8 protein-coding genes and 1 tRNA gene are annotated in these 12,477 nt (G+C 68.9%); all 9 read left to right on the top strand.

Translation table 11 applies throughout. From position 1 onward, the window contains the following. Positions 1–7: 7 nt before the first annotated feature. The 9 genes from JJB11_RS11160 (at position 8) to JJB11_RS11205 (ending at position 11,983) form a co-directional block, all read left to right on the top strand. Positions 8–775: a SapC family protein gene (locus JJB11_RS11160; RefSeq protein ID WP_201170511.1), complete on the top strand. Its 768-nt coding sequence runs from the start codon at positions 8–10 to the stop codon at positions 773–775. A gap of 69 nt (positions 776–844) precedes the next feature. After that, the gene (locus JJB11_RS11165; protein WP_201170513.1) at positions 845–2,704 is read left to right on the top strand and encodes a GAF domain-containing protein; all 1,860 of its coding nucleotides are present in this window, start codon (positions 845–847) and stop codon (positions 2,702–2,704) included. 4 nt (positions 2,705–2,708) lie between these two features. After that, positions 2,709–4,859 (top strand): hypothetical protein, encoded by a 2,151-nt coding sequence (locus tag JJB11_RS11170; RefSeq protein ID WP_201170514.1) that lies wholly within the window; start codon positions 2,709–2,711, stop codon positions 4,857–4,859. After that, positions 4,852–6,864, top strand: a complete 2,013-nt coding sequence (locus JJB11_RS11175; RefSeq protein ID WP_201170516.1) for a preprotein translocase subunit SecA — start codon at positions 4,852–4,854, stop codon at positions 6,862–6,864. The genes JJB11_RS11170 and JJB11_RS11175 overlap by 8 nt, the downstream gene beginning before the upstream one ends. After that, entirely contained in the window at positions 6,861–7,730 is an 870-nt protein-coding gene (locus JJB11_RS11180; RefSeq protein WP_201170518.1) for an efflux RND transporter periplasmic adaptor subunit, read from the top strand. The genes JJB11_RS11175 and JJB11_RS11180 overlap by 4 nt, the downstream gene beginning before the upstream one ends. Further along, positions 7,727–8,623, top strand: coding sequence for a methyltransferase domain-containing protein (locus JJB11_RS11185; RefSeq protein ID WP_201170530.1), 897 nt, complete (start codon positions 7,727–7,729; stop codon positions 8,621–8,623). Before JJB11_RS11180 ends, JJB11_RS11185 begins: the two co-directional genes overlap by 4 nt. Positions 8,624–10,002: 1,379 nt before the next feature. Next, positions 10,003–10,079, top strand: a tRNA-Arg gene (locus tag JJB11_RS11195). 214 nt (positions 10,080–10,293) lie between these two features. Next, positions 10,294–11,244 (top strand): DUF2806 domain-containing protein, encoded by a 951-nt coding sequence (locus JJB11_RS11200; RefSeq protein WP_201170532.1) that lies wholly within the window; start codon positions 10,294–10,296, stop codon positions 11,242–11,244. A 229-nt stretch (positions 11,245–11,473) separates the two neighbouring features. Further along, entirely contained in the window at positions 11,474–11,983 is a 510-nt protein-coding gene (locus tag JJB11_RS11205) for a hypothetical protein (protein ID WP_201170534.1), read from the top strand. Positions 11,984–12,477: the final 494 nt, after the last annotated feature.

Here is a 12,477-nt window from a genome sequence, read left to right on the forward strand (position 1 = left end):
CTTTTCCATGACGCAGTTGCTGATCTATGAAACCGCCGTTCCCGTCTCCAGCGGGCGCCACGGCAAGGCCTCGATTGAACTCCGCAAGGGCTACGGCTTTGCCCGCGGCATCAACTCCGTCCCGCTGATGGCGGTGGAGTTCCCGCAGGCCGCGCCGGAGTACGCGATCGTGTTCGCGCAGAACGGCGCCGAGGTCCTGCCCGTGGTGATCCTCGGTGCGCGCTCGGGGGAGAACCTGTACGTGAAGGAGGACGACAGCTGGAACGCCAGCTACCTGCCGGCGTTCATCCGCCGCTATCCCTTCGTCTTCTCCGCCAACGACGACGGCAAGACCTTCACGCTGTGCGTGGACGAAGCCTTCCAGGGCCTGAACTACCTCGGGCGCGGCGAGCCGCTGTTCGACGCGGAGGGCAAGCAGACGCCCTATGTCGACAACGTGCTGCAGTTCCTGCAGGAGTACCGCGCGCACTTCCTGCGCACCCAGGCGTTCTGCCGCAAGCTGGTGGAGCTGGACCTGCTGGAGCCGATGCGCGCGCAGTTCACGCTGGGCAGCGAGAAGATGTCGCTGGGCGGCTTCCAGGCCGTCGACCGTGCCAAGCTGAAGGCACTGTCCGGCGACACGCTGGCGCAGCTCGCCGCCACCGACGAACTCGAGCTGATCTACCTGCACCTGCAGTCCATGCGCAACTTCTCGGTCGTCAAGGACAAGCTGGTCCTGACGCGTTCGCAGCAGCCACGCGAGGAACAGGTGGAGGAGGCACCGGCAGCGGCTTGAGGCAGGGCCCGCGCGGGACTGCAGCCCGCGCGGTGGGCATGAACGGGCGCGACGGCGCACGGAGACGCGATGAGCGGAGCATCGATCTATTCACTGGCGGACAGCACGCACGCCAGGCAGGAATCCGCGCAGTGGGCGCGCTTCGCCGCCCCGGCCAGTACCGCGGAGTTCTGCAACAGCTGGCTGGCGCTGCTGTGCGCCCAGGTGGATCGGGCGCAGGGGGGCCTGGTCCTGCTCGGGCCGGGCGACGATGGCAGCTACAGCCCCGTCGCCACCTGGCCCGACGCGTCGCACAACCTCGTGCATCTCGGGCCCACGGCGCAGGCGGCGCTGCAGCAGCGTCGGGGCGTCGTGCAGGAGGGGACGGTGCCTGCCACCGCTGCGGCCGCCCTCATGATCGGCTATCCGATCGAGGTGGAAGGCGCGCTGCACGGCGCGGTGGTGCTGGAGCTGAAGCCCCGGCCCGAGTCGGAAGTGCAGCGCGTGCTGCGGCAGCTGCACTGGGGCAGCGCCTGGCTGGTCGACCAGTTCCGCCAGCGCAACGTGCTCACCGAGCGCCAGCGGGCGGAACGCCTCGCGCTCGCCACGCAGGCCGTCGCGACGGCGCTGCAGGAACAGGCGTTGCGCGCATCCGCGCTGGCGGTGGCCAACGAACTGGCGGCGCGGCTCGGTTGCGAGCGCGTCGCCATCGGCTTCTCGCGGCATGACAGCTGCGTGGTCGAGGCGATCTCGCACACGGCCAGCTTCGATCCGCGCAGCGACTTCGTGCGCCTGCTGGCCGAGGCGATGGACGAGGTGCTGGACCTGGACCAGGCGCAGGTGCACCCGCCGCTGCTGGCCGACGCCGTCGGCGGGCTGGCGCAGGCGGCGTTGTCTTCGGCGCGAGGCGAGGCCGCGGTGCTGTCCGTTCCGCTGCTGGACGACCGCGTGCCGGTGGGCGTGCTGGTGCTCGAACGCAAGCGCGAGCGGCCCTTCGATGCGCAGGAGTTCGCGCTGGCGGAGACGCTCGGGCAACTGCTCGGCCCGGTGTTCGCGCTCAAGCAGCGCGAACAGCGCAGCGCTTGGCAGCGCACGACGATCGCCGCCCGCGAGGCCACCCAGGCGCTCTTCGGGCCGCGGCATCCCGGCCTCAAGCTGGTGACCGCCCTCGTGCTGGTCGCTGCCGTGGTGCTGGGTTTCGCGACCTGGCCCTACCGTGTCAGTGCCAAGGTGGTGGTGGAAGGCGCCGTGCAGCGCGCGGTGGCCGCGCCCTTCCAGGGCTTCGTTGGCGAGAGCTTCGTGCGCGCCGGCGACACGGTGCGTGCGGGCCAGATGCTCGCCCGCCTCGACGACCGCGACCTCAAGCTCGAACGCGTGCGCTGGGCGTCGGAGGCCGAACAGATGCAGAGGCGTTATCGCCAGGCTGCGGCGGCGCAGGAGCGCTCGGCGATGACGGTCGCCGCGGCGCAGGAGCAGCAGGCGCTGGCGCAGCTCGGGCTGGTGGAGGAGCGCCTGGAGCGCGCCATCCTGCGCGCGCCATTCGAAGGCGTGGTCGTGACGGGCGACCTCAGCCAGCTGCTCGGCTCGCCGGTGGAGCAGGGCAAGGTGCTGTTCGAAGTCGCGCCGCTGGACGCGTACCGCGTGGTGCTGCACGTCGACGAGCGCGACGTCGCCGAACTGCAGCCGGGCCAGCGCGGCCAGATCGCGCTGGCCGGCATGCCGTTCGACCGCCTGGCTTTTACCGTGCGCCAGGTCACGCCCATTTCCACCGCGCAGGAAGGCCGCAACTTCTTCCGCGTCGAAGCGCAGCTGGACCAGGCGCCGCCGCGCCTGCGCCCCGGCATGGAGGGCATCGGCAAGGTGGAGGTCGGCAAGCGGAAGCTGCTGTGGATCTGGACCCATCCGCTGATCGAATGGCTGCAGCTCACGACCTGGCGCTGGATGGGATGAAGCCGTGAGCGAAGCCCTGGTCTCCAGCTCCTGGTACCGTGTCGCGCAGTTGCAGCCGCGCCTGCGCAGCCATGCGCGCCTGCACCGCATGCGCTACCGCGGCGCGCTCTGGTACCTGGTGCAGGATCCCGTGTCGCAGCGGGTGCATCGCTTCACGCCGGCGGCGCGCTTCTTCATCGCCGCCATGAACGGCGAACGCACCGTGCAGCAGCTGTGGGAGCTGACCAACCGGCAGCTCGGCGCCGATGCGCCGACGCAGGACGACGTGATCCGCCTGCTCGGCCAGCTGCACGCGGCGGACCTGCTGCAGAGCGACGTCAGCCCGGACGTCACGGAGCTGTTCGAACGCGGGCAGCAGCAGGAACGCTCGCAGCGCCAGCGCTCCTACTTCAACCCGATGGCGCTGCGCGTGCACCTCTGGGATCCGGACCGCTTCTTGCAGCGCGTGCGTCCCGCCATCGACCTGCTCTGGAGCCGCTGGGGTGGCTTGCTCTGGCTGCTGGTCGTGGCGCCCGCGCTCGTGCTGCTCCCCTTGCACTGGGACGACCTCACCGGCAACTTCTCGGACCGCGTGAAGGCCTCGGGCAACCTGCTGATGCTGTGGCTGGTGTTCCCGGTGATCAAGGCGCTGCACGAGTTCGGCCATGCGGCGGCGGTGAAACGCGGCGGCGGCGAAGTGCATGACGTCGGCGTCGTGATGCTCGTGCTGATCCCCGTGCCGTACGTGGAAGCGACGGCCGCGACGGTGTTCCGCTCCCGCTGGCATCGCGCCGTGGTCGCCGCCTCGGGCATGGCCGTCGAGGTGTTCCTGGCCGCCATTGCGTTCTACCTCTGGCTGTTGGCCGAGCCCTCGTTGGCGCGCGCCGTGCTGTTCAACGTGATGGTCGTGGCCGGCGTCTCGACGCTGGTCTTCAACGGCAACCCGCTGCTGCGCTACGACGCGTACTACATCCTGTCCGACCTGCTGGAGATGCCCAACCTCGCGCAGCGCGCGACCCGCTACATCGGCTACCTGGTGGAGCGCCACGCCTTCGGCGCCACCGACGTGGACACGCCGGAGGTGTCGCGGCGCGACAAGGCCTGGTTGCTGGCCTATGGCGTGCTCTCCGCCTGCTATCGCGTGCTGGTGACTGTCGCGATCGCGCTGTTCATCGCCAAGGAGTTCTTCTTCGTCGGCGTCCTGCTGGCGCTGTGGGCCGTGGGTGCGATGGCCGTGATTCCGCTCGTGCGCATGCTGCGGCAGCTGGGCAACCCGCGGCTGCGGCCGCATCGCCAGCGCGTGCGTGCGGTGATCGCGGGCTTCGTCGTGGCGGTGCTGGTGCTGCTGTTCGTGGTGCCGGCCCCGTTCCGCACGGTGCTGGAGGGCGTGGCCTGGCTGCCGCCGTCGGCGATGGTGCGGGCGGCGGAGGAGGGCTTCGTCGTGCGCCTGGTCGCCACGCCGGGCAGCCGCGTGGAGGCCGGGGACGTGCTGGTGCAACTCGCGAGTCCGACGCTGCAGTCGAAGCTGGAGGTCGCCGAAGGACGGGTCGCCGAATTGCAGGCGGTGTACCTGTCGCACCTGCGCGATGACCGCACCCAGGCGGCGATCGCGCTGGAACAGCTGAACGCGGCGCAGTCCGAACTGGCCACTGCGCGTGAGCATGCCGCCCGCCTGACCGTGCGCGCCGACACGGCGGGCGTGTTCATGGTGCAGCGGCCGCAGGACTTGCCCGGCCGTTTCCAGAAGCAAGGCGACCTGATCGGGTACGTGCTGGACCGCCCGCAACTGGTCGCGCGCGTGGTGGCGACCCAGGACGCCGCCGACGTCGTACGAGCCGAGACCACCCGCGTGCAAGTGCGTCTGGTGCACGAGCCGGACCGCGTGTTCGAAGGCCACCTGCAGCGCGAAGTGCCGGCCGGCGAGGAATACCTGCCCAGCCGCGTGCTGGCGCTGGAAGGCGGCGGCCAGCTCGCGACCGACGCGCGCGACAGCCGGGGCGAGCGCACGCTGGAGCGCACGTTCCAGTTCGACGTCGCGGTGCAGGGCGTGACCGGCGCCACGCCGCTGTTCTTCGGCCAGCGGGTGCACGCGCGCTTCGAGCATCCGCCCGAACCGATCGGCCAGCAGTGGCTGCGCAGCATGCGCCGCCTGTTCCTGTCGCAGTTCCATGTCTAGGCCCGGACCTCTCTTCGCCAACGTGGCGCTGGCCGGCGGGCGGCCCTATGCCGAGCGCGCCGAGGACGAGCCGCGCTGGCACGACCGCGTCGCCGTCGCGCTGCATGCCGGCGTCGTCGCGCCGGTGCAGCGCCGCCTGGCCGGCTTCAAGGGGGAATTGCGGCGCCTGGCCGATGCGGCCAATGCGCTGGAGGATTCGCTGCGTCTGCTGCCGGACGACGTGCTGCGCCAGCGCGCCATCGCCATGCGCGGGCGGCTGCGGCGCACGGGCTTCACGCTGGACAGCACCGCCGAGGCGTTCGCCCTGATCCGGGCGGCGGCCCAGCGCACGCTGGGACAACGGCACTTCGACACGCAGCTTATGGGCGGCTACGGCCTCCTGCGCGGCCGGCTGGTGGAAATGGCGACCGGCGAAGGCAAGACCTTCTGCGCCACCTTGCCCGCTTGCGCGATGGCGTTGGCGGGCTATCCCGTGCATGTGATCACGGTCAACGACTACCTCGCGCAGCGCGATGCCGAGAAGATGGGACCGCTGTATGCGTTCTTCGGCCTGGGCGTCGGCGTGGTCGTCCAGGGCATGGAGCGCGAGCAGCGCCGGCAGGCGTACGCGCAGGCCATCACCTACGCCACCAACAAGGAACTCGCGTTCGACTACCTGCGCGACCGCGTGGCGCTGCGCGGGCGCAGCAGCCGGCTGCACCAGGGCCTGCTGCGCATGGCCGGCCAGGCCGATGCCGGTGAGGGCACCGTGCTGCGCGGCCTCTACTTCGCGATCGTCGACGAGGCCGACAGCGTCTTCGTCGACGAAGCGCGCACGCCGCTGATCCTCTCTGCCAGTGGCGACCTGGACGGGGAGGCGGAGCAGAACGGCACCGCGCTGCAACTCGCGCGCGACTGCCGGGAAGGCGAGCACTTCCAGCTGGATCCGCTGGAGCGCGGCGTGATCCTCACCGATGCCGGGCACGCGGCGCTCGACGCTTTCGCGGAGGGCCTCGGTGGTGCCTGGACCTCGGTGCGCGGGCGCGAGGACCTGCTGCGGCAGGCCCTGAGCGCGCTGCACCTTTACCGGCGGGACCAGCAGTACGTCGTGATGGAAGACAAGGTGCAGATCGTCGACGAGTCCACCGGGCGCGTGATGCCGGACCGGTCCTGGGAACGCGGCCTGCACCAGATGATCGAGTTGAAGGAGGGCGTGGCGCTGACGCCGCGCCGCGAGACGCTCGCGCGGCTGACGTACCAGCGCCTGTTCCGCCGCTACGTGCACCTTGCCGGCATGACGGGAACGGCGGCCGAGGCCGCCGCCGAGATCCAGGCCGTGTATGGCCTGCCGCTGGCGCGCGTGCCGCTGCACCGGCCGTCGCGCCGCGTCACGCTGGGCACCACCGTGTGCAGCACGCTCGCCGGCAAATGGCAGCGGGTCGCCGAGCGCGCGCAGGCGCTGGCGCAGGCGGGCCGGCCGGTGCTGATCGGCACGCGTTCGGTCGAAGCCTCCGAGCAGGTGAGCGCCGTGCTGCAGGCACGCGGGCTGCCGTACGCGCTGCTCAACGCCAAGCAGGACGCGGAGGAGGCGCGCGTGGTCGCCGAAGCCGGACAGCCGGGCCGCATCACAGTCGCCACCAACATGGCCGGCCGCGGCACCGACATCCTGCTCGGCCCGGGCGTGGAGGCGAGCGGCGGACTGCACGTGATCCTCACGGAGTTCCACGATTCGCGCCGGGTGGATCGCCAGCTGGTTGGACGCTGCGCACGCCAGGGCGATGCAGGCAGCAGCGAGGCGATCGTCTCGCTGGAGGACGAACTTTTCGAGCTGTGCGCGCCGCGCGCGGCGGCGGCCTTGCGCCAGGCCTTGCAGCGTGGCGCGCGCGTGCCGCCCGTCGTGTTCGCTGCCTTGCGCCGCTGGTGCCAGGACGCGACCGAGCGGCGCCAGGCGGCCACGCGCCGCGCACAAGTCAGGCAGGACCGCCAGCTGCATCGCGCGCTGGCCTTCACCGGGAGAGGGGAATGAAGACCTGGAGCATGGGAACACTCGGGGCGCTGGCCTCGCTCGCCGCGCTGGCGCCGCACGCAGCGTCGGCCGGCCCGTTCGAGTGTTTGATCGAGCCGAACCAGACCGTCGAGATCCGCAGCGCCGTCGAAGGCGTGATCGAGAAGGTGACCGTGCAGCGGGGCGATCGCATCAAGGCGGGGCAGGTGCTGGTGCAACTGGAGTCGGGCGCGGAGATTTCCGCCGTGCAACTGGCCAAGGCGCATGCCGACGCCCAGGGCCGGCTCGCATCGGCGCAGAACCGGCTCGAGTACGCGCAGAAGAAGCTGGACCGCATGACGAACCTGCAGACGCAGAACTTCGTCTCCGCGCAGCAGCGCGACGAGGCCGAGGCCGAGAAGCGCATCCTCGACGCGGAACTGAAGCAGGCGCGAGAGGACAAGGAGCAGGCGGCCTTCGAGCAGCGCCACGCGCAGGATCTGCTGAACCGCCGCACCTTGCGCAGCCCCTTCAACGGCGTCGTGCTGGATCGCATGCTCAATCCCGGCGACCTCGCCGAAGCGGGCACGGGACGCAAGGCCATCCTGAAGGTGGTGCAGGTCGAGCCCTTGCGCGTGGAGGTGGTGCTGCCGCTCGCCGCCTGGGGCAAGCTGAAGTTGCACAGCACCGCTGACATCGTTCCGGAAGGACTGGGCGGGCGCTACACCGCCAAGGTCACCGTGATCGACTCGGTGTTCGATACCGCCAGCGGCACCTTCGGCGTGCGGCTGGAGCTGCCCAATGGCGAGGCCAAGGTGCCCGCCGGCATCCGATGCCGCGTCGATTTTCCCGAGCTGCGCAGCCTCGCCACGCCGGCCTCGTACACGCGGGGGTCCTTCGCCAAGTGACTGCGACGGCCGCACCGCATAGCGCCCGCGCGGTGGTCGCGGCCTTGCGCGAAGGCGCGCCCGCCAGCCCCGAGCTGGTCAACAGCTACTACGGGCTGTGCATCCCGTTCTATCGCGAGTTCCTCGGTGACCATTGGCACACGGGGTTCTACGAGAGCGACGGCGCCATCGGTCCGCGCGACCAGCTGCGCATGGAAGCGCTGGTGGCGCAGAGCGCCGGGATCACCGCCGACGATCGCGTCCTCGACGTGGGTTGCGGCGTCGGCGGTCCCGCGTGCCACGTGGCGCGCCTCACGGGCGCCCGGGTGCGCGGCCTGACGCCGAATCAGGCGCAGCTGGAGATCGCTCGCGCCGGCGCTGCGCACCGCGGGCTGGCCGAGCGGGTGCGATTCGACCTCGGCGAGGCGAGCCAGTTGCCGTATCCGGGCGGCAGCTTCGACGTGGTGCTGTTCTTCGAGTCGGCCTGCCACTTCCCGGACCGGGCGCGCTTCTTCCGCGAGGCGTGGCGCGTGCTGCGGCCCGGTGGCCGGCTCGCCGGCGAAGACTGGGTGCAGTGCGAACAGGCGCCGCAGCCGCTGCGCAGCCAGTGGGCGGCGCGCATAGGCAGGAGCTGGGCCATTCCCGCCCTGGGCAGCATCGCGGAGTACGCGTCGCAGATGACGCAGGCCGGATTCCGCGTCGAACTGGCGCGCGACATGCGCGAGGAAATGCCCTTGCTGCGCGGGTTCGTCACGCGGGCTGCCGACCGCGATGCGATCGGCGCCGAGATGCGCAACACGCCGGACCCGATCCGCCAGCTGGTGATGCAAGGCTTGATGGAGCTGGGCGAAGCGGCCGCGCAGGGCGCCTTCACCGTGGGGCGCTTCCTGGCGACGAAGCCCCAGGAGGCCTGAGCATGCCGCGCGCCGTCGTCTTCGAGGAGCATGCATCGGTCCTGCCGCACTGGCGGGAACGCCGGCTGCACGGGGTGACCGTCGTGAGCCTGGACGCGCACCTGGACCTGCAGTTCATCGCACCCGAGAAGATCGCCCGCCTGCGTGCTTGCCGCAGTGCAGGCGAGCTCGCGCAACTGGAGAGCGCGCATCCGCTGAGCCCGCGCCGTGACAGCTGCTATGGCATCGAGGACTTCCTGTACGCCGCGGCGCAGATCGGCGTGCTGCGCCGGCTCGTGTGGGTGCTGCCGCCCCATGTGCTCGCGTCCGCCGGTGGCGCGCTGGCCGCCTTGCAGCAGATGGAGGGCGTCACGCCGGAGCAGATCGCGTCGTTCCACCGGACGCCGGGCGGCTGGATCGAGGGCGAACTGCTGGGCGTGCCGGTGACGGCGCTCCAATGGCAGCAACTGCCGGCGCTGGCCATAGCCGGGCCGGTGGCCCTGGACGTCGACACCGACTACTTCGTGAAGGTGCCGCAGGACCGCGTGTGGGTGCGGCCGCGCGTGATCGCGACGGCGCTGCGCGAGCGCTTCCCCGCGGTGCAGGAACTCACCATCGCGCGCTCGGTCGGCAGTGGTTTCCTGCCGCTGCGCCACCGCTTCCTGGCGGACCATCTCGCGGCGCTGTGGGAAGGGCGGCACGACGACGAGCGCCACTGGCAGCACCTGCTGGAGATCGAGACGTCCGGTGCGCCCACTGCCGACAAGGCCGCGGCCCTGCGCGCCCTGCTGGCGGTGCGTCCCGGCTGCGCCGCCACCTGCCATGCGCTGGCGGCGACGACGTCGGACGCGGCCGAACGCGCCGTGCTGCTTGCGCGGGCCGCCGCTCTCGATCCGCACTACGGCGGCGACGTGCTGCGCCACCTGGGCGAAGTGCGGGTGCACCAGGAACAGCTGGACCTGGCGACGGTGCTGCGCCTGCACGCGCAGCTGGCGCGCTGGGACGACGGCACCGAGCGCGCCGGCCCCGCGTGGGTGGCGCTGGGCCTGCTCTATGCGGCCTTCGGGCGCCTGGCGGATGCGATCGCCTGCGACCTGCGCTCGCTGCGCCACGGCGCGGGGCATCCGGACCTTGCGCTGCAGATCGGCCGGCTGTACATGGCGGCGAACGACGACGCCGGCGCGCAGCGCTGGCTGGAACGCGCCGCGGCCGACGAGGAAACGCGCGTGGCCGCGTGGCTGCAGTTGTCGATCTGCGCTTCGCGCCGCGGCGCCCTGCAGGAAGCGTGGACCTGGGCCAACGCCGCCCACGAAGCCGCGCCCGCGTGGCCGGAAACAGGGCAGTGGCTCGACAGCCTCGCCGGCAAGCCGGGTACGATGGAGGCTGCCGCGCAGGCTCACCTGCCCGTAGCTCAGTTGGATAGAGCACCTGCCTTCTAAGCAGGTTGTCGGGGGTTCGATTCCCTCCGGGCAGGCCACTTCTCTCGGTTGGAGCAGAAACCGCCGACGCGCTGCAACGCACTAAGTTCTAGAGCAAAATTCCTCCTGAGCAGTGCAGGAAAGCGATTGCCCCACAGTCACAACCAGCTTAGCGCGAGCGGTATGGATTCGTTCGCGGCGAATACGGTCGCAGGTTCGATCCCTGCAGGGGCCACTTCCTTTATGAATGCTCGATGGTGAGAGGGGGCTGCCGTGTTTCAAGTCAAGGATTTGGCGGGTTGGGGCGAGCCGGCGAGCAAGCTCATTGAAGTGCTCAGGTCCGGCTTGGGTGCTTGGTATCGCCCCACCGGCATTCGGCGCGAAGCTGCAGCCCAAGCCGATGCCACCAGACTGCTTGGTCGAGCGGAACTCGACGTAGAGAAAGCACGCCTCGTGGAGATTGCAGCTCTGCAGGCGGAGGTCGAACGCCAGAAGCTCCTGCCATCGCCTAACACACTGCAGGAGAGGGCCGCGCTGCGGCTGCAACTTCAGGAAGTTCGAAAGCAGGCGAACTTGGAGGCGATTGCCGAGTCTGCTGCTTCACAAATGCCTGAAACAGCTTCGTCCGAGCCTGTTGACGAGGATTGGAAAACACGATTCTTCAAGTTCGCTGAGGATGTGTCGTCAGCTGACATGCAGGAAATCTGGGGCAAGGTTCTGGCGGGCGAAGTAGCACGTCCCGGAAGCTACTCGCTTCGCGCTCTCGACGTGCTGCGGGCCCTATCGCGAACGGAGGCGGAGGCATTTCAGCGGTTCCGGTACCTGTGCATGGACCAGGGCTGGGTCATTAAATTGGCCCGACCTGAAGACCACAAAGAGTTCGGTATGTCGATGCATGATTTGCTCGCTTTACGCGAGGCGGGGCTTGTCGTGGACAGCGAGGTTTTGAGCGTAAAGATCAACGTGCCAGATGCGCCGCCGAACCCGGACGATTCGCCCCTTAGATACAACGGCAAGGTGGTGGTGATGCGGCATAGGAAGTCAGGCTCAATCACTTTGTCGTTAGCGGTACTCCAGCTCACCCAAGTCGGAATGCAATTGATGCGGCTCGTAGAGCCGCTGCCAAACATGGCCTACCTGAGGAAGCTCGCCTCGGGATTGCTGCCAGTGAGGTTGTTCGTGGGCAATCCCGGCGACACCTTCGACGCTTTCCAGGAACTCTAGTGCGGCGGCGCCGTAACTGCGCGTGATTTAGGCGTCCGTCGGCGGTTCCCCCTCCACCTCGCAGCTGTACCTTTCGCCCGCATAGAGCCGCTGCACCATCCGGTTGGCCTAAGTAGGGGTTAGTCCGCGCTCTTGGCACTCGAGAGCGCGGCAACATGCCCGGCAACCGAGGTACTAAGTCCGCGTGGCTACTCGACTAAAGGAGCTGACTATGGGTCCGGCACGGCACTTGTTGATCGCCCTCTGTCTGGCGCCCTTGCTGGCAGCCGCCCAAACTCCCTATGGGGACTGGTACGTCGGGCGCGACGATGCTGGTGCTCCGTATATGTTCACCATGAATCAGAGCGACGGCATATTCGGCAAATGGTGCGACAACGATACGGAAAAGTGCTTCTGGATGCTCGCCGTCAAGACGCGATGTGACGCAGGAGCCACGATCCCTGTCTTGATCAGCAGCAACCTTGGCGCTGCGTCCACAACACTGATCTGCAGTTCGCCCAAGCTGATTTCCGGCGCCACATACCATCGGATGATCATCGCGGACTTCAATCTGATGACCAGGCTTGCTCGCGAGAGCACGGGGCAGATCGGAATCGCGATGGCAATGGAGGGCGGCGCTTTCAGGGTCAGTCGGTTTTCACTGCATGGCAGCTCGCAGGCTTTGACTCAGATGGAGCAGGCCGAAGCGGACACGGTCCGCGCCAAGCGCTCAAAGGGCACGCGCGATACAGAGATATGAGCCGCACTGCCGCCTTTCAGCGCCTGCCTTCTAGTCGCTCTGATGTGGCGCCCGTTGGCGCGGTTTGACAGACTCCGCCCAATGGAGCTGTTGATCCTGTTTTTGGCAGTGTCCTTCTTGGCATGGCCTGCTTGTTCAGATACCAAGCCCGCGGCGTGTTGGCGTGGTTTCGGACGCTAGCGGGCAGCGTAATTTCCCTGTGGCAAGTACAGTCCGAGTCTGACGCGGCAACGGCCAGCTTGAGGTGCCAGTCGAACCGGGTCAGAGCAATCAGCGCGTCGAGCAGGGCGAGGGTAGCGAGGCGGACACTCTTGTTGTTGGCGGTACTTGGCAGTCGCCCCCGTCGAAAGCTAGCACTGGCGCGGCCTAGCTGTGATGTCTCAATAGGTTGTTCATCCGTCCCTGATTTGGGAAGCTGTGGTTACCAAGCCCAGCCAACCATCTCGGGAGAGGACGGATGAACAGACCCAAGAATGCAGCATTGACTCCGATTG

Source organism: Ramlibacter ginsenosidimutans, assembly GCF_016654015.1.
In the GTDB taxonomy this organism is placed as follows: domain Bacteria; phylum Pseudomonadota; class Gammaproteobacteria; order Burkholderiales; family Burkholderiaceae_C; genus Ramlibacter; species Ramlibacter ginsenosidimutans.

Coding starts and splice junctions, on each gene's coding strand:
- JJB11_RS11160 (WP_201170511.1), top strand. CDS start 8: ATGACGCAGTTGCTGATCTATGAAACCGCCGTTCCCGTCTCCAGCGGG.
- JJB11_RS11165 (WP_201170513.1), top strand. CDS start 845: ATGAGCGGAGCATCGATCTATTCACTGGCGGACAGCACGCACGCCAGG.
- JJB11_RS11175 (WP_201170516.1), top strand. CDS start 4,852: ATGTCTAGGCCCGGACCTCTCTTCGCCAACGTGGCGCTGGCCGGCGGG.
- JJB11_RS11180 (WP_201170518.1), top strand. CDS start 6,861: ATGAAGACCTGGAGCATGGGAACACTCGGGGCGCTGGCCTCGCTCGCC.